At 69.0% G+C, this 17,011-nt stretch carries 17 protein-coding genes and 1 pseudogene; 12 read left to right on the forward strand and 6 right to left on the reverse strand.

Going from position 1 to position 17,011, the window contains the following annotated elements:
- The first annotated feature begins 129 nt into the window (after positions 1–129).
- The gene (locus tag ACGFI6_RS12030; RefSeq protein ID WP_393117594.1) at positions 130–2,979 is read left to right on the forward strand and encodes a M36 family metallopeptidase; all 2,850 of its coding nucleotides are present in this window, start codon (positions 130–132) and stop codon (positions 2,977–2,979) included.
- Between the two features lie 56 nt (positions 2,980–3,035).
- On the opposite strand, the gene ACGFI6_RS12035 is transcribed toward ACGFI6_RS12030, so the two are convergent.
- The gene (locus ACGFI6_RS12035; protein ID WP_393117596.1) at positions 3,036–3,587 is read right to left on the reverse strand and encodes a PadR family transcriptional regulator; all 552 of its coding nucleotides are present in this window, start codon (positions 3,585–3,587) and stop codon (positions 3,036–3,038) included.
- A gap of 107 nt (positions 3,588–3,694) precedes the next feature.
- Between ACGFI6_RS12035 and ACGFI6_RS12040 the strand changes: the two genes are divergently transcribed.
- The 3 genes and pseudogenes from ACGFI6_RS12040 (at position 3,695) to ACGFI6_RS12050 (ending at position 5,173) form a co-directional block, all read left to right on the forward strand.
- Entirely contained in the window at positions 3,695–4,525 is an 831-nt protein-coding gene (locus ACGFI6_RS12040) for an SDR family NAD(P)-dependent oxidoreductase (protein ID WP_393117598.1), read from the forward strand.
- A gap of 44 nt (positions 4,526–4,569) precedes the next feature.
- Positions 4,570–4,635: pseudogene (locus ACGFI6_RS12045) on the forward strand (hypothetical protein); the annotation flags it as partial.
- Positions 4,636–4,936: 301 nt separating this feature from the next.
- Positions 4,937–5,173, forward strand: a complete 237-nt coding sequence (locus ACGFI6_RS12050; RefSeq protein ID WP_393118128.1) for a hypothetical protein — start codon at positions 4,937–4,939, stop codon at positions 5,171–5,173.
- A 142-nt stretch (positions 5,174–5,315) separates the two neighbouring features.
- Here the strand turns inward: ACGFI6_RS12050 and ACGFI6_RS12055 are convergent, their stop codons facing one another.
- Positions 5,316–6,323, reverse strand: a complete 1,008-nt coding sequence (locus ACGFI6_RS12055) for a LacI family DNA-binding transcriptional regulator (RefSeq protein ID WP_393117599.1) — start codon at positions 6,321–6,323, stop codon at positions 5,316–5,318.
- A gap of 116 nt (positions 6,324–6,439) precedes the next feature.
- Here ACGFI6_RS12055 and ACGFI6_RS12060 point away from each other — a divergent pair, with 116 nt between their 5' ends.
- Entirely contained in the window at positions 6,440–7,330 is an 891-nt protein-coding gene (locus tag ACGFI6_RS12060) for an amidohydrolase family protein (protein ID WP_393117601.1), read from the forward strand.
- Positions 7,327–7,887, forward strand: a complete 561-nt coding sequence (locus ACGFI6_RS12065) for a cysteine dioxygenase (protein WP_393117603.1) — start codon at positions 7,327–7,329, stop codon at positions 7,885–7,887. Before ACGFI6_RS12060 ends, ACGFI6_RS12065 begins: the two co-directional genes overlap by 4 nt.
- A 35-nt stretch (positions 7,888–7,922) precedes the next feature.
- Here ACGFI6_RS12065 and ACGFI6_RS12070 read toward each other — a convergent pair whose 3' ends face one another.
- Entirely contained in the window at positions 7,923–8,543 is a 621-nt protein-coding gene (locus ACGFI6_RS12070; protein WP_393117605.1) for a TetR/AcrR family transcriptional regulator, read from the reverse strand.
- 115 nt (positions 8,544–8,658) lie between these two features.
- Between ACGFI6_RS12070 and ACGFI6_RS12075 the strand changes: the two genes are divergently transcribed.
- Entirely contained in the window at positions 8,659–9,444 is a 786-nt protein-coding gene (locus ACGFI6_RS12075) for a class I SAM-dependent methyltransferase (RefSeq protein ID WP_393117607.1), read from the forward strand.
- On the opposite strand, the gene ACGFI6_RS12080 is transcribed toward ACGFI6_RS12075, so the two are convergent.
- Positions 9,441–10,487 carry a phosphotransferase family protein gene (locus tag ACGFI6_RS12080; RefSeq protein WP_393117609.1) on the reverse strand — a complete coding sequence of 349 codons (1,047 nt, stop codon included), beginning with the start codon at positions 10,485–10,487 and terminating at the stop codon, positions 9,441–9,443. The two genes, ACGFI6_RS12075 and ACGFI6_RS12080, sit on opposite strands and share 4 nt — an antisense overlap.
- A 41-nt stretch (positions 10,488–10,528) precedes the next feature.
- Complete coding sequence (locus ACGFI6_RS12085; RefSeq protein WP_393117611.1) at positions 10,529–11,623, reverse strand: TIGR03118 family protein; 1,095 nt, start codon at positions 11,621–11,623, stop codon at positions 10,529–10,531.
- A gap of 104 nt (positions 11,624–11,727) precedes the next feature.
- Here ACGFI6_RS12085 and ACGFI6_RS12090 point away from each other — a divergent pair, with 104 nt between their 5' ends.
- Positions 11,728–12,054: a PhzF family phenazine biosynthesis protein gene (locus ACGFI6_RS12090; protein WP_393117613.1), complete on the forward strand. Its 327-nt coding sequence runs from the start codon at positions 11,728–11,730 to the stop codon at positions 12,052–12,054.
- Entirely contained in the window at positions 11,963–12,241 is a 279-nt protein-coding gene (locus ACGFI6_RS12095; RefSeq protein WP_393118130.1) for a hypothetical protein, read from the forward strand. The genes ACGFI6_RS12090 and ACGFI6_RS12095 overlap by 92 nt, the downstream gene beginning before the upstream one ends.
- A 128-nt stretch (positions 12,242–12,369) precedes the next feature.
- On the opposite strand, the gene ACGFI6_RS12100 is transcribed toward ACGFI6_RS12095, so the two are convergent.
- A complete protein-coding gene (locus tag ACGFI6_RS12100) occupies positions 12,370–12,993 on the reverse strand; it encodes a hypothetical protein (RefSeq protein WP_393117615.1) in 624 nt (207 codons plus the stop codon).
- A gap of 265 nt (positions 12,994–13,258) precedes the next feature.
- Here ACGFI6_RS12100 and kdpF point away from each other — a divergent pair, with 265 nt between their 5' ends.
- Genes kdpF through kdpB form a run of 3 tightly spaced genes read left to right on the forward strand, consistent with a single transcriptional unit; the run spans position 13,259 to position 17,003 of the window.
- Complete coding sequence (kdpF, locus tag ACGFI6_RS12105) at positions 13,259–13,339, forward strand: K(+)-transporting ATPase subunit F (RefSeq protein WP_393118116.1); 81 nt, start codon at positions 13,259–13,261, stop codon at positions 13,337–13,339.
- Positions 13,339–15,000 (forward strand): potassium-transporting ATPase subunit KdpA, encoded by a 1,662-nt coding sequence (gene kdpA, locus ACGFI6_RS12110; RefSeq protein ID WP_393117617.1) that lies wholly within the window; start codon positions 13,339–13,341, stop codon positions 14,998–15,000. Before kdpF ends, kdpA begins: the two co-directional genes overlap by 1 nt.
- Entirely contained in the window at positions 14,997–17,003 is a 2,007-nt protein-coding gene (gene kdpB / locus ACGFI6_RS12115; protein ID WP_393117619.1) for a potassium-transporting ATPase subunit KdpB, read from the forward strand. Before kdpA ends, kdpB begins: the two co-directional genes overlap by 4 nt.
- The last annotated feature ends 8 nt before the right edge of the window (positions 17,004–17,011 follow it).

Here is a 17,011-nt window from a genome sequence, read left to right on the forward strand (position 1 = left end):
CCCCCGGGACGGGTCGTGGAGGGCGATCCGCAAACTCGAACTCCATGGAGATTTGCTGTGACATCATCACGCAGAGGGCGGGGGCTCCTGGCAGTCTCAGCCGTCTCCGCGGCCGCCACCGTGCTGGCCATGACGGCCGCCGGCGCTGACGCCGCGCAGAACACCGGTGCCGAAGGCAAGAAGCCGGCGCAGGCCGAGAAGCAGACCAGCGGCAAGGAGCGGAAGGGCAACTTCGACGCCCGGACGCCGAACGCCAAGACCACCTACGCCCGGTCCGCGAAGGTCAGCGGCAAGGAAACCGCGGCCTCGAAGAAGTTCCGGCAGTCGCTCGGCTCGCAGGGTGTCGTCGAGGTCGACCCGAACACCGGGACCCCGGCCCAGGTCACCAAGCTGAACGGCTTCCTGACCGGCAAGAGCGGCAAGAAGGCCACCGACGTCGCGCTCGGCTACGTCAAGGCGCACCCGGAGGTCTTCAAGCTCTCCGCCGCCGACCTCGGCACGCTCAAGCTGCGCAAGGACTACGTCGACGACCTCGGCACCCACCACATCTTCTGGACCCAGGTGGTGGACGGCGTCGAGGTGTTCGGCAACGGCCTGAAGGCCAACGTCACCAAGAACGGCCAACTGATTTCGCTGATGGGTTCGCCGGTCTCCGGCCTCACCGCCGCCGCGCAGAACCGCTCCGCGGCCGCCGCGCCGAAGGTGACCGCCGACGCCGCCCGCAGCGCCGCGATCAGCGACGTGGGCGGTACGAAGAAGTCCGCGAAGGCCAGCACCAGCGGTGTGAACACCAAGTGGAGCAACGGCGACACCGCCAAGCAGGTCTGGTTCCACACCGCCGACGGGCTCCGCAAGGGCTGGCTGACGTACACCAACTCCGGCGGCATGAACATCTACAGCCACGTCGTCGACGCCCAGACCGGCGCCACGCTGTACCGCAAGGACCTGGTCAGCGAGGGCAACGGCGACGCGCTGGTCCAGGACAACTACCCGGGCGCGCCGAAGGGCGGCACCCAGCGGGTCGAGAACCTGATCTACAACAAGTGGCTGCCGAAGAACGCGAAGACCCTCCTCGACGGTACGTCGGTCGCGGCCTGGGCGGACGTCAACGACGACAACCAGCCGAACACCGGTGAGACGGTCAAGGTGCCCGGCACCAAGACCGGCGCCGAGTACAAGCTGACCAGCTTCCCGAACTCGTCGTCGTTCTGCTCGGCCGCGTTCATCTGCACCTGGGACCCGGCGAAGCCGGACTCCTGGAAGACGAACATGAACCAGGACGTCACCAACGCGTTCTACCTGGCCAGCAACTACCACGACTGGCTGGCGAAGCCGCCGATCGCCTTCACCCCGGCGGCGGGCTCGTTCGACACCGCCGGCGGCGACCCGGTGCACCTGAACGCGCTGGACGGCGCGGCCACCGGCGCGAACGGCGGCCCGGACGCGAACCACATCGACAACGCGAACATGTCGACCCCGCCGGACGGCACCCCGCCGACCATGCAGATGTACCTGTGGCACGCACCGGGCGCCACCGACGCGCAGGACGCCTACGTCCCGGCGAGCGGTGCGAACGACGCCAGCATCCTGTACCACGAGTACACCCACGGTCTGTCGAACCGCCTGGTCGTCGACGCGACCGGGAACTCCACGCTGAACAGCATCCAGGCGGGCTCGATGGGCGAGGCCTGGAGCGACTTCTACGCGATGGACTACCTGGTCTCGCACGGCCTGGAGAAGGACACCACCGCTCCGGGTGAGGTCCTCGAGGGCAAGTACGTCGCGGCCGGCGCGCTGTTCCGTACCCAGGCGATCGACTGCCGGGTGCACGCGGTCAGCCCGAACTGCATCCAGCCCGACGGCTCGAAGGGCGGCTACACCTACGGCGACTTCCCGACCATCGGCGGTGCGCCCGAGGTGCACGCGTCCGGTGAGGTCTGGGCGCAGACGCTGTGGGACCTGCGTGAGCGCTTCGGCCGTCCGTACGCGATGAGCATCATCACCCGCGCGATGGAGCTGTCGCCGGCCGACCCGACGATGCTCGACATGCGGAACGCGATCGTCCAGGCCGACCTGGTCGCCAGCGGCGGCAAGAACGCCGACACCATCTGGACCGTGTTCGCCAACCGCGGCATGGGCTGGTACGCCGGTGTCGTCGACGGCGGTGACTCGTTCCCGGCGGAGGACTTCCACAAGCCGCCGACGGGTGCGACCACGACCCTGACCGGCACGGTGACCGACAAGGACACCGGTGCTCCGGTGGCCGGCGCGCTGGTCTACGTCGGTGGCCACTCCTCCGGGTACGCCGGGGACTACGCCGGTACGACCGACGCGAACGGCAACTACGCCATCACCGGTGTCGCACCGGGCAAGTACTCGAAGCTCGTGATGTCGGCTCCGGGGTACGAGCTGCTGGTGCAGCCGGCCACGGTCAAGCCCGGCGCCAAGGCGAACTTCGCGCCCCGTCGTAACTGGGCCGCCTCCTCCGGCGGTGGCACGGTGACCGGCTTCAACGGTCCGGACTTCACGCCGCAGTGTGGCCCGGCCTTCGCGATCGACAACGCCCAGGGCACCGGCTGGGGCAGCACGACCGGTGACGACAACGGCACCCCGACCAACAAGATGATCGAGAAGCACATCGACATCAAGCTGCCGGCCAAGGTCGACGTCAGCGGGTTCAACATCGACCCGTCCAACACCTGTGGTGACCCGGGCAGCTCTTCGACCGGTGGCTACCGGGTGGAGACCTCGGCCGACGGCACCACCTGGGCGGTCGCGGCGTCGGGCACCTTCGACGCCACGAACCGGGGCAAGTACAACCTGGTCGCCCCGACCGGCAACGCGGCCGGCGTCCAGTACGTGCGGTTCGTGATGACGAGCCCGCAGGTTCCGGACTTCGCGACGAACTGCCCGGACGGAGCGTTCGGTGGCTGCCAGTTCACCGACATGACCGAACTCCAGGTCTTCGGCACGAAGTAACCCCAGCACCACCCGCGAAGGCCGGCCGAGCACCCGCTCGGCCGGCCTTCCGGCATTCAGGAGGTCTTGCCGGGCTTGGACGGCTTGGCAGGGGGGACGGTTTGGGCCCAGTCGGCCCAGTCGGCGAGGGCGGTGTACAGGCGGACGCCGGCCTCGATCGTGACCCGCATCGACTGGGTCTGCTCGCTGTAGCCGAACTCGCCGCGGTCCTTGCGCCCGGCGTAGTCGCGGTACTGCTCGGCGAGGTCCCGGTAGTAGCGCGCCTCGGCCTCGAGGTGCCGCTGCAGCTCGTCGCGGTCCATCATCCAGAAGAACAGTGAGCGCAGCAGCGGCTGCAGGCGCATCGTGTGGTCGACGTCGACGTCGGTCAGCCAGCGCTTCACCTCCGCGACCCCGGCGTCGGTGATCCGGTACGCCTTCCGGCGCCGCGGCCCCTCGCTCTCGACCTCGACCAGGCCCTCGCCGGCCAGCTTGTTCAGCTCGGCGTAGATCTTCGGGTGCTGTGCCGGCCAGATCGAGCCGAGCACCTCGGTGAACCGCCCGGCCAGGTCGTACCCGCTGGCCGGCCCTTCGGCGAGCAGCCCGAGCAGCCCGTGCCGCAGTGACATGTGTACCTCCTTGTCGGTCTTCCATCTTGACATGTCCCTACGGACATGTGCATGCTCAGATATGTCCCTAGGGACATGTCCTATAGAACATCTCAAGGGGAGCCGATATGGGCTTGAAACGGGCGGTCCTCGTCACGGGGTCCACTGGAGGTATCGGGACGGCGACAGTGGCGCTGCTCCGGCGCAAGGGGTTCACGGTGTACGCCGGGGCGCGCAGCCGGGCCGACTTCGGGCCGGAGGTTCACGTGGTATCGCTGGATGTCGCGGACCCGGAGAGCGTCGCTGCCGCGGCGAAGCAGATCGGGGGTGAGGTCGACGGCCTGGCGGCGGTGATCAACAACGCGGGCGTGATCGTCCAGGGCCCGCTGGAGCTGATGCCCGCGGACGAGTGGCGCCGGCAGTTGGAGGTGAACACCCTCGGCCCGGCGTCGGTGATCCGCGAGTTCCTGCCGCTGGTCCGGAGCGGGCGCGGGCGGATCGTGAACGTGAGTGCCGCAACCGGGCGGGTCGCGATGCCGCTGATGGGCGCGCTGTCCGCGAGCAAGGCCGGGCTGGAGGCGCTCTCGAACGCGCTCCGGCTGGAGCTGGCGCCGTGGAAGATCCCGGTCGTGGTGATCGAGCCCGGGACGACGGAGACCGAGATCTTCGCGCGCGCCGGTGCGGCCGCGGACGCCGTACTACGGCAGGCGGGCCGTGCTCAGGTGGCGTTGTACGAGGCGCATCTGGCGGCGTACGCGAAGGCAATGGGTCGCTTCAAGCCCGGTCCAGTGGACAAGGTCGCCGAGGTTATCGTCCGTGCGGTCGAGGCCCGTCGCCCCAAGCGCCGGTACGCCGTCGCGGAGGCGCGCACGCTCGGCGGTGTGCTTCCGAAGCTCCCGGCGGGGCTGCGGGATCGCGTGCTCTCGACTGCGGTGGGCCTGAACGGCATCAAGCCGTGAGTACGGTCGTGCTCGTCGGCGCGACCTCGGGGATCGGGCGGCGGGTGGCCGAGCAGTTGTCGGCCGCGGATCACCAGCTGGTGCTGGTCGGGCGCGATCCGGCGCGAGCCGCCGCGCTCGCGGAGCGGTTGCCAGGGGCAACGGTGCTGACGGCGGACGTGTGGTCGACGGTCGCGCTGCTCGGCGAGCTGATCCCGGCCGGCGGGCGGATCGTGAACGTGAACTCCGAGGGGCATCGGTCGCCGATGCGCGGCGGGACCGTACGGGTCGATCCGGAGCGGCTGGTGGACGGGGCGGTGGAGTTCGACCCGTTCCTCACGTACAGCCGGAGCAAGCTCGCCAACCTGCTGTTCACGTACGAACTGCAGCCGCCACCCCGACTGGCATGTGGTTGCGCTCCACCCAGGTGTGGTGCGAACGGACCTCGGTCGCCAGTTCCCCCGCCTGCAGGTCGCGGCCGTCACCGCCTTCGCCCTCCCGGCCCGCAAGGGCGCCGAGCCGATTGTCCACCTCGCAACCACCGCCGAGCCGCCGACCGGCTACTACGACCGCTTCACGAAAGTCCGCTCGTCCCCGATCTCCTACGACGAAACCCTCGCCGCCCAGGTCTGGACCGCCACCGAACAGCTCGCCGGCGCGCACCGCTGACGGCTTGTGTGCCCGCTGGCCTGCTGCAACCCGGCGGCGGTCACAGAACCCGTCGTCCGCATGACGGACAACGGCGAGTAAGTCTAGTGAGTTGATCTAGTTTCGAGGAGTGGAACGTGTCGCTGGACGGCTGTCGTCCCGCCTACTTGGGCGGGGCGGCGACCGAGCCGCGCTCGATCAGGGTCGGAGTGAGGGTGGTGCGGCGGACGCGGCGGTTGGTGTCGACGGCGGATGTCACGCGAGACACGACGTGCGCGACCAGCTCGTCGAGCGGCCAGTGGAACGTCGACAGTGGCGGGGTGAGCAGCTGGGACATCGGCTGGTCGTCGTAGCCGAGCAGCGACAGGTCGTCGGGGATCCGCAGCCCGAGCTCGCGGCCCGCGGCGTACACCCCGAAGGCCATCGAGTCGGCGAGCGCGAGGATGCCGGTCGGCCGGTCGGGGCCGGTGAGCAGCGTCCGGGCGACGTCGGTCGCGCCGGCCAGATCGTGCGGGCACTGCAGCAGCCGGATCGTCAGCCCGAGGTCGTGCGCGACGCGCTGCGCGATCTGCTCGGCGGGCCGCTCCACCTTGAAGCGACGGGTCGGGCTGAGGACGGCGAGATCACGGTGGCCGGCGTCGGCGAGGCGGTGCAGGGCCGTACTCACGCCGGTCTCGTTGTCGAGGATCACCTCGGACTTCGCCTTCGCGCCCGGGAGGGCGTCGCCGATCGCGATCACCGGGACCTGGCGGGCGATCTCCGCCCAGGCCTTCGCGGCCGGGTCGATCGGCACCACGACGATCGCGTCGGCGCGGTGGTCGACCAGGTGCTGGGCGAGCTCGAGCTGCCGGTCGGCGTCGCCGGCCGAGTCGATGATCCAGGCGTTCCGATCCGGGGCGAGCAGCTCGCGGCCGAGCGCGGCCGCGACCCGTTGCTGCCAGAGATCCTCGAGCGAGGCGCACAGCACGCCGACCGAGCCGCTGCGCCCGGACGCGAGCGCGCGGGCGACCGGATCGGCCTGGTAACCCAGCCGCTCGGCGGCCTCCTGGACCCGCTGCCGGGTCTCGGGCGTGCCGTGCAGACCACGCAGAGCGTACGACACAGCGGCCATCGAGAGCCCGGTCTCGGCGGCGATGTCCTTGAGGGTTGGCCTCCGGCTCGTTCCGGACATGCCCACGACCCTAACGGGCAACGCGGACAGAAACTTGACAGACCATGCTTTGAAGCGCTTCACTCTATTCATCCTGAAGCGCTTCAATCTGATCAAACCGGCGAGAGAGGCGGTCGATGATCGACGTCCACCAGCACCTCTGGCCGGAGGCCTTCGTGCAGCGGCTGCGGGCTCGCCGCGAGCCGCCGTACCTGGACGGCTGGACGCTGCACACCGCCACCGAGGCGCCGTACGACGTGGATCCGGCGGCCCATGAGATCGGCAAGCGGGTCGCGCTCGAGCAGGACGCCGGCACGACGATCGCCGCGATCTCGCTGTCCAGCCCGCTCGGCATTGAAGAGATCGGCGACGCCGAACTGCTCGCTGCCTGGCATGACGGGGCCGCCGAGTTCCCCGAGCCGTTCCGCGCCTGGGCCTCTGTGGATCTGCGCGAACCCGCCGGGCTGAAAGACCTTCTGGACAAGGGCTTTCTGGGATTACAGCTCCCGGCCCACGTGCTGATGACACCGTCCGGGTGGGAGGCGCAGGCAGCTGTACTGCAAACACTCGAGCAGCTGAACAAGCCGATCCTCGTCCACCCCGGCACCGCCGCCACGGCCGAGAGCGCCTGCTGGTGGGCACCGGTCGTCGACTACACGACCCAGCTCCAGGCCGCGTGGTGGGCCTGGCACGCGTACGGCGGACGTCGTACGCACCCGAAGCTGCGGCTGTGCTTCGTCGCCGCGGCCGGCCTCGCGCCGGTCCACCACGAGCGGCTGACCGCCCGCGGCGGCAGGCTCGGCACCATCGACCCCAACCTGTACGTCGACACCTCGAGCTACGGCCCGCAGGGGATCGACGCGGTCGCGCGAGTGCTCGGCATCGACCAGGTCGTGCATGGCACCGACCGCCCGTACGCCGATTCCACCGACCTCCGCCAAGGCGACGCCGCAACCGCGGTGATCCGCCACGACAACCCACACCGCCTTCTGTTCGGGGCGACGACTCCTGAGAGGGGAGTGCAGTGACTGCTCAGCCCATCGACGTACCCGACGTCCCGGCTCGCCAGGCCAACCGGCTCGTGGAGCTCAACAACTGTCTGTCGCTGGACGACCTTCCGGGGCGTGACCTGACACCGGCCGAGCTGTCCGAGCTCGCCGCCTCGATCGCCGCGCAGCCGCACCTGTGGCAGGACCAGGTCGCGTACAGCGACGAGGAGCGGGTCTTCGCCTCGCTGCACCGGGACGCGAACGTCGACGTCTGGCTGATCTGCTGGACGCCGGTCAACGACACCGGCTGGCACGACCACGACGTCTCGTCCGGTGCGGTGGCCGTTGCCCGGGGCAAGCTTGTCGAGCACAACCTGGCGATCGGCACCGCGGCGATCGAGACCGAGGTGGAGGCCGGTGATGTGTACGGCTTCGGGCCCGACCACATCCACCGCCTGACCGGCCTCGACAAGGGCAGTGTCACCGTGCACGCCTACAGTCCGCCGCTGTGGCGGATGGGCCAGTACTCCGTGAAGGACGGCGTACTGCGCCGCGTGTCCGTCTCGTACGCCGACGAACTCCGCCCCATCGACTGACGCAGCTCCTGAGGGCCCGTCCAGTGGGCGGGCCCTCAGCTCAGCCCGTTGCCGATGAAGGTCATCGTCAGCGCCTCGATCTTGCGCAACTCTGCCGCCGGAGTGTCCCGCAACGGGCCCTGGCCGGTCAGAACAGCGGTCCCGTGGACGATCGACCAGACGGGGTACTCGATGCCCTCGCGTCGAGCTGGATCGAGGATGCCCGCCTCCACCAGCTCGTCCAGCGCGTCCTGGAGCAGCGCCAGCGGCGTACGGTTCGCTCCGGCGTAGGCGTGCTGCTGCGGGACCGCGTACGCGGCCGCGAACAGCCCCGGCTCCTGCCTGGCGAACTCGAGGTACGCCGCGCCGATCGCGGCCAGCCGACGCTGCGCGGCACCCGGGTTCCCGCGCTTACCGCGCACGTGCCCGATGCCGGCCAGCATCCGCTCGGCCAACTCGTTCATCGCGGCGGTGCAGACCTCCGCGAGCAGCTCGTCACGGTCTGCGAAATGCCGGTACGCCGCGTTCGGGACGACGCCGACGACCCGGGTCGCCTCCCGCAGTACGACGGCGTCCGGGCCTCCGGTGCGCGCCAGCTCGACGCCCGCCGCGACCAGCCCGGCGCGGACGTCGCCGCGCGGCCGCCGTCCCCGCGGCGCTGCTGCCGGTTCGCTCATCGGCCCAGGATACCAAGGTGGACACTGTCCACATCCCGAGCTAATGTGGACAGTGTCCACTAAATGCGACGATCCCTCGCCCGGAGCGAAGCGAGGGTGGTCTTCAAGGAGAGACATGATTCCTTACCTGACCGGGACCGCGCGGGCCGGCATCGAACGAGCACTGGTTGCCGCGGGCAAAGATCTGGCCCACCTGCAGCCCACCGAGCTGGCGATGCTCGAGGACTACCACACCGGCGGCCGCCTCGTGACGGCTCAGTTGGTGGAGCTGGCCGGGATCACGCAGTCGAGTGTGGTGCTGGACGCGGGCGCCGGCATCGGCGGTACGGCGCGATACGTGGCCGACCGGTTCGGGTGCAGCGTGACAGCGGTCGATCTGTCGGACGAGTACTGCGAAATCGATGGCTGGCTCAACGAACTCGTCGGCCTGGATGACCGGATCGCTGTCCGGCAAGGAGATGTCACCGCGCTGCCGCTCGACGACTCGACGTACGACGTGGTGTTCAGTCAGCACGTACAGATGAATGTGGCCGACAAGGGTGCGCTCTACCGCGAAGCGGCCAGGGTCCTGAAGTCCGGTGGTCGCCTAGCGCTCTGGGACCTTGCCGCAGGGGACGGCCGCGACCCTGACTACCCGCTGCCGTGGGCCGACGGGCCTGAGCACAGCCATCTCAGTACGCCGAACGAGCTGCGGGCCGCGATCGAAGGTGCAGGGTTCACGATCGAGCACTGGGAAGACCTGACCGACAACGCCGCGGCGGTGATGCGGACGGTCCAGGAACTCCCACCGAGCCCGCTCGGGCTGCAGGCCTTCGTCCCGGACTTCCGCGAGCGCGCCACCCACCTCACCGAGGCGCTGATGGACGGCCGCCTCCGCGCCATCCAAGCAGTCGCGCGTTAGCCCTCGAACGCCCGGAACTGTCGTGGTGGTAGCCGCGCCTCGTCCCAGCGCAGCTGCATCGCGCCGGCCAACTCCTCGAACCAGGAACCGAGCACCGGGTACGTCGAGCGCATCGACACCGCTGCCGAGAAGAGCGTCTGCACGATCTGCGTACGTCGACGCACCGCCTCGGCGGGATCCTGGCCGGTCGACGCGATCAGGCGGAGCCGGGACGCCCTGACGATTCCCCAAGCAGAGCAGCCGGTAGCCATCAACTGCTCGTATGTCGACTCGTCGGTATCAAGCTCTTCGCGATACGCGGCGTCCATCTGCTCCAGGACGCTCGACGGCAGGACCGCCCAGTGGCCGTAGTGTGGGAACGGCAGGCGCAGACACGCGGAGTCGAAGCCAGGGTGTCGCCGGCCGGCGCCTTCGAGGTCGATCAGGCGTGCTCGTCCGTTCACCAGCACGACGTTGTTCGGGGTCAGATCGCCGTGGGAGAACGTCGTCACCCGCTCGAGTGCGTCAGCGAGGTCGGCCAGCTCGACCGGGCCCGGTGCCGGGAAGCCGAGCTCGGCGACGGCGTCGGCCAGCTCCGTCCAGAGATCGAGGGGATGATCGAGGAACGGGATCTCATGGGGAGCGGAGAACGACGGACTCGCCTGCCGGTGCAGCGTGCCGGCGACGCGCGACAGTTCGACGAGCCCGTGAGTCGCCGCCTCGGCATCGTCCGCGAACAGCAGTTGCTGCAGCGTGGGACCTGGCCCTAGGTCGGTCATCACGAGTAGTTCGCCCGGTACACCGGTGAGGAAACGCGGCGTGAGGCCGGTGCCCTCCAGGTGTTCGAGCGCCTGCTGCTCGTTGTACCGCAGCCCGCTCGAACCCCACTCGTCGGAGACCTGGCGTTTGCTCTTCACGATCACGGTCCGGCCGATCCCGTCGTACTCACGATCGAGTGTCAGTCTGGTGACCGGGGACGACGCGGAGTTGCCGAGCTCCTGCCGCCCCGTGACGTGGACCGCGCGACCGGTCAGGTCGCCCAGCAGCCGTTCAACGATCTCCACCCGCCGACCCTAGCGGCCTGCGGGTGGAAGGCTCAGCCGTTTTACGGCTTGCGGAGCTGGCCGAGGAGGCCGTGGGTTTCGTTGGACGGACCTGCGGAGAACCAGAGCGCGTCGGGACCGCCAGTGGTCGCGGTGCCGGGCAGCAGAGCCCACAGACCGTCGATTGCGAGCGGCCGGCCGTTCGTACCGCGGACCTGGCCGGCGGACTGGAAGCGGTGGTGGGACTTCGGCTCGAGGATGTTCACGTGGCCGTCGCCGAAGTTGCCGACCAGTACGGTACCGGCGGGCTCACCCCACGAGGCCGGCGCCAAGGTCAGCGCCCACGGCGCGTCCAGCTCGCCGCGGGACGCGACCCTGGTGACCAGCTTCCCGTCGACGGTGTACTCGTCGACGAAACCGAGGCCGTGGCCGCGGATCGCGCGACCGGTCTTCGGGTCGGGCTTGGCGTAGGTGACGAAGATCCGCCCGTCCAGCGTCTGCACGTTGTACGGCGCGTACCCCCTCGGCAGCGAGAAGTCACGGAACGCCCACCACGGCAGCTTCACTGGCTGGAACGCGCTGTCGAACACATCGATCCGGCCGCGCGCGAAGTCGGCCGCGAACAGCCGGTCGGAGGCCGGGGAGAGCGCCAGGCCGGTATAGACGGCACCGGGCGTGGTGGCCTTGATGTCGGCCGGACCCATCAGCGGGTTGATGGTCGGGTTCCAGGCGGCGATCTGCCCGGTCAGGGTCGAGAAGATGAAGCGGGCCGGTGCGCTGGCGGTCGCGTTGCTGACCACGAATCCGGCGCCCGCGTTGGCCACCTGCCCGGTCGGCAACGGTACTGCGACCCGGATCGTCGGCACCTTGGTCACGGTGGCGGCGCCGGGCGCGGACGAGTACAGCGTCGAGGACGACGTGCCTTGGTTCGACACCCACAGCGGGGTGGTCGCGCCGTGCGAGAGCCCCCACGGGTTCACCAGGTCAGGGTCCTGGAGAACGGCCTTGCCGGGCTGGTCCGAGACCAGGTTGACCTGTTGAACGGCGAGCGCGTGCGGGGACCCGTGCGCGTCGGCGGTCGCCGGGGCGACCAGCGCGAGGCCGCTGACGAGTACGGTCGCAGCCGCGAGTGGACGGCCCTTCGAGCGAAGCGACATGTCACTTTCCTGTCGGTAGGAATGCAGGACACCCTCGATACGGCTCGCTACGCCGGGCGGTTCAAGGCCACTCGGAGGTCAGGTGGATATGGAAAGCGCCGGTCGTGCTCGTCAGCTTCTTTGAGCATGCGGATACGGGTGCGGAGTGGGACCTGAGCTGGTTCACGCCGACGAAGGAGGTCGCGCTCTGCGGCCACGCGACGCTCGCCACCTCCCACGTACTGGCCGGTGACGGGAAGGTCTCCGGCAAGGCCTCGTTCGAGACGCTGAGCGGCGTACTCGTCGCGGAGATCGCCGACGACGGCATCGCGCCCGGTCAACCGGCCGATCCCCGCGCCGGTGCCACGAGGACTCCGAGCCGCTCTGCAGGTCGAGCCGATCGATGTCTACGTCACGGGGGCGCTCCGCGATCTGCTCGTCGTCGTCCCTGACGAGGCGACGGTGCACGCGGTCGTCCCGCAGTACGACGAGATCGCCGCGATCACCGAGCGGGACAACCTGCGCGGTGTGATCGTCACCGCGCCCGGGGCGGAGTACGTCGAAGTCACCACAGCAGGCGACCGCATCTACCTCAAGGGCCGCGCCACCACAGTCCTAGACGGCAAGCTGCTCGTCTAGCAGTCCCCGCTTGCCGTTGGAGCGCTGTACCGAAGGACGGGTAGTGGTGCAGGTATCTGCGGCTCGTCGGACAGTGCTGAGCCTGAGTCCGGTCGCGATGGCCGACCACTACCCGTCCTTCGGTACGTCTAGGCCCAGGTTTCGGCGTGGGTGGCTGTGCCGTTGGGGGCGATCAGTTCGGTGACGACGTCTTCGGCGTCGGCGTCGAGTGGTTCGAAGGGGGGTTCCGGTACGACGTACGCGCGGGCTCCGGCGACCATCTCGACGCCGGGCAGCTCGAACCAGGCTTCGCCGACCTCGCGGCTGATCTCGTAGATCGCCTGCTCCGCGGTGTCGACCGGCTCGTGGTCGCCGGTCTCGTCCAGCTCGGCCGGGTGCCGTTCCTGCGCGGCACGGCCGGCCTCCAGGAGCACATCGAGGTCGACGACGCGCAGGTCGAACCGGGACACCACGCTGATCACCTGGTCCGGCTCGGCCTCCTCGTCGTCCTCGTCCTCGATCGAGTCGTCCAGCAGCAACGGCGTCGTACCGGTGTGCTCGAAGACGGCGTCGTTCCAGTCCTCGACCACGCCTTCGAGGGCGGCGTTGTGGTCGAACAGGGTGGCGTTGTCCTCGTCGCCGGTCATCGCGAGCAGGGCGTCGGTGTGTGCCTGGAGGCGCTCGGCGAGCTTGCGGCTCGCGTCGGCGAGGGCGGCCCGGGACTGTTCGGAGAAGAACTGCTCGGCGGGGGCGGGGGTGTCCAGTTCGGTCACGTGGGTGATCTTCCTCAGCTGTTGGGGGCAGATGCCAGGCGTAAGTATGTGAGAAGCCTGTGAGAGCCGCGTCGGCGGGTGTGAGAGACCTGCGAGAACCCTCCTGACCGGGCAATCACCGGTGTCCAGTGGACCTCATGAACGCTGAGACTCTGCTGATGCCGCGACTCCGTCGCGGCGGGTCATGGGGCTGGAACTCCCGGTCTTCCCTCGTCACTCCGGTCGCTACGCTCCCTCCGCTCCTCAGTCCAGACCGGGAGGCCCCATGACCATCGCCGGCCTGGTCGTGGCCGTTGCGCTGGTCGCCTATCTGATCGCCGCCCTGGTCTTTCCCGAGAGGTTCTGATGTCCGACACCGCGGCCGGCCTGTTGCAGGTCGGCTTCCTTCTCCTGTGCCTGGCGGCGGTCTACCGGCCGCTGGGCGGGTACATGGCCCGCGTTTACACCTCCGATCGGGACCTGCGGGCCGAGCGCGGCCTCTACAAACTGTTCGGGGTCGACGCCCGGTCCGATCAGACCTGGGGCGTGTACGCACGCTCGCTGATCGCGTTCTCGGCGGCGAGCCTGGTGCTGCTGTTCCTGCTGCAGCGCCTGCAGCACTGGCTCCCGTTCTCGCTCGGGCTTCCGAACGTACCGTCCGGGCTGGCCTTCAACACCGCCGCATCCTTCGTCGCGAACACCAACTGGCAGTCGTACTCGCCTGAGGTGACGATGGGCCACCTGGTCCAGTTCGCCGGCCTCGCGGTCCAGAACTTCGTCTCCGCGGCCGTCGGCATCACCGTCGCGATCGCGCTGATCCGCGGCTTCACCCGCGCGAAAACCGATCGGCTCGGCAACTTCTGGGTCGACCTCACCCGTACGCTCCTGCGCGTACTGCTGCCGATGGCGGTCGTCGGCGGCCTCGCGCTGGTCGCGATGGGCGTCGTCCAGAACTTCTCCGGCGGCCACGAGGTGACCTCGATCGTCGGCCAGACCCAGACCATTCCCGGCGGCCCGGTCGCTAGCCAGGAGGTCATCAAGGAGCTCGGCACCAACGGCGGCGGCTTCTACAACGCGAACTCCGCGCACCCGTTCGAGAACCCGAACGGCCTGTCGAACCTGTTCGAGATCTTCCTCGAGCTGGTCATCCCGGTCGCGCTCACCCGCACCTTCGGCCTGATGGTCAAGGACAAGTGCCAGGGGTACGCGATCCTCGGCGTGATGGGCACGCTGTGGGCGGCCTTCACCTTCGCCGCGACGTTCTTCGAGAACCAGGGCGCCGGTACGGCGAGCCAGGCCGCGGGCGCCGCGATGGAGGGCAAGGAGACCCGCTTCGGCGAATGGGCCTCGGCGTTGTTCGCCAGCTCCACGACGGGTACGTCGACCGGCGCGGTCAACTCCGCACACGACTCGTTCACCCCCCTCGGCGGTGGTACGGCGATGTTCCACATGATGCTCGGTGAAGTCACGCCGGGCGGTACCGGTTCGGGGCTGTACGGGATGCTGATCCTCGCCGTACTCGCGGTCTTCGTCGCCGGCCTGATGGTCGGCCGGACGCCGGAGTACCTGAAGAAGAAGATCACCGCGCGCGAGATGAAGCTCGTGTCGCTGTACATCCTGACCACGCCGACCGTCGTCCTGCTCGGCACCTCGATCGCGATGGGGCTGGCGTCCGCGCGGGCCTCGATCTTCAACACCGACAGCCCGCACGGCTTCTCCGAGGTCCTGTACGCGTTCACGTCCGCAGCCAACAACAACGGCAGCGCGTTCGGCGGCCTCAGCGCCAACATCCCCTTCTACAACACGGCTCTGGGGCTGGCGATGCTGCTCGGCCGGTTCATTCCGATCGTCTTCGTACTGGCGCTCGCGGGATCGCTCGCGAAGCAGCAGCCGGTACCGGTCACGCAGGGCACGCTGCCGACGTACAAGCCGCTCTTCGTCGGGCTGCTCGTCGGCACGGTGCTGATCGTCACCGGCCTCACCTACTTCCCCGCACTCACCCTTGGACCCCTCGCGGAGGGACTGTGATTACCCAACTGATCGGCGCGTTACCCGACGCGCTGCGCAAACTCGACCCACGGGTGATGTGGAAGAACCCGGTGATGTTCGTCGTCGAGGTCGGTGCCGTCGCAGCGACCGTCTTCGCCGTCACCGACCCGGGCGTGTTCGTCTGGTGGATCGTGGTCTGGCTCTGGCTGACGGTGATCTTCGCGAACCTCGCGGAAGCGGTCGCGGAAGGCCGCGGCAAGGCCCAGGCCGAGACGCTGCGCCGGGCGAAGACCGAGACCACCGCCCGGAAGCTCGTGGGTGACGCCGAGGAGCAGATCCCCGCGGCGCAGCTCCAGCTCGGTGACCGCGTCGTGGTCGAGGCGGGCCAGATCATCCCCGGCGACGGTGACGTCGTCGAAGGCGTCGCCTCGGTGGACGAGTCGGCGATCACCGGCGAGTCGGCCCCGGTCATCCGGGAGTCCGGCGGCGACCGGAGCGCCGTGACCGGTGGTACGAAGGTGTTGTCGGACCGGATCGTCGTGAAGATCACCACCCGGCCCGGTGAGAGCTTCATCGACCGGATGATCGCCCTGGTCGAGGGCGCGTCCCGGCAGAAGACGCCGAACGAGATCGCGCTGAACATCCTGCTCGCCAGCCTGACCATCGTCTTCCTGGTCGCCACCGTGACGCTGCCGCCGTTCGCGAACTACGCCGGCATCAAGCTGAACATCGTCATCCTGACCGCGCTGCTGGTCTGCCTGATCCCGACCACGATCGGCGCGCTGCTGTCCGCGATCGGCATCGCCGGCATGGACCGGCTCGTACAGCGCAACGTACTGGCGATGTCCGGCCGCGCGGTCGAGGCCGCGGGCGACGTGAACACGCTGCTGCTGGACAAGACCGGCACCATCACGCTCGGGAACCGGCAGGCGTCGGAGTTCATCCCGGTCGAGGGCGTCAGCGACACGGAGCTGGCCGATGCGGCACAGCTGTCCAGCCTCGCGGACGAGACCCCGGAGGGGCGTTCGATCGTCGTCCTGGCGAAGACCGCGTACGGGCTGCGCGAGCGGCACACCGGAGAGTTGCCGCATGCAACGTTCGTGGAGTTCACCGCGCAGACCCGGATGAGCGGCGTCGACGTCGACGAGCGGCAGATCCGCAAGGGCGCGGCCGGCGCGGTGAATGCCTGGATCGGTGAACACCACGGTACGTCGGACGCGCGCCTCGGTGAGATCGTCGACGGCATCTCGGCGTCCGGTGGTACGCCGCTGGTCGTTGCCGAGAGCATCGACGGCAAGGCGCGCCCGCTCGGGGTGATCCACCTGAAGGACGTGGTCAAGGAAGGGATGCGGGAACGGTTCGACCAGATGCGCGCGATGGGCATCCGGACCGTGATGATCACCGGCGACAACGCGCTGACCGCGAAGGCGATCGCCGACGAGGCCGGGGTCGACGACTTCCTGGCCGAGGCGACGCCCGAGGACAAGATGGCGCTGATCAAGAAGGAGCAGGAGGGTGGACGGCTGGTCGCGATGACCGGTGACGGCACCAACGATGCTCCGGCGCTCGCACAGGCCGACGTCGGCGTCGCGATGAACTCCGGTACGTCGGCCGCGAAGGAGGCCGGCAACATGGTCGACCTCGACTCGAACCCGACCAAGCTGATCGAGATCGTCGAGATCGGCAAGCAGTTGCTGATCACCCGCGGATCGCTGACCACGTTCTCGATCGCGAACGACGTGGCGAAGTACTTCGCGATCCTGCCGGCGCTGTTCGCGGCGGCGTACCCGGGCCTGGACCGGCTGAACATCATGGGCCTGCACTCGCCGCAGTCGGCGATCGTGTCCGCGATCGTCTTCAACGCGCTGATCATCGTGCTGCTCGTCCCGCTGGCGCTGCGCGGTGTGCGGTACCGGCCGTCCTCGGCGTCCGCGATGCTGCGCCGCAATCTGCTCGTGTACGGCGTCGGCGGCCTGATCTCGCCGTTCGTCGGCATCAAGCTCCTCGACCTGGTGATCTCGCTGATCCCCGGTCTCCGCTGAAAGGTCTG

The sequence above is a fragment of the Kribbella sp. NPDC048928 genome (genome assembly GCF_043197975.1).
In the GTDB taxonomy this organism is placed as follows: Bacteria; Actinomycetota; Actinomycetes; order Propionibacteriales; family Kribbellaceae; genus Kribbella.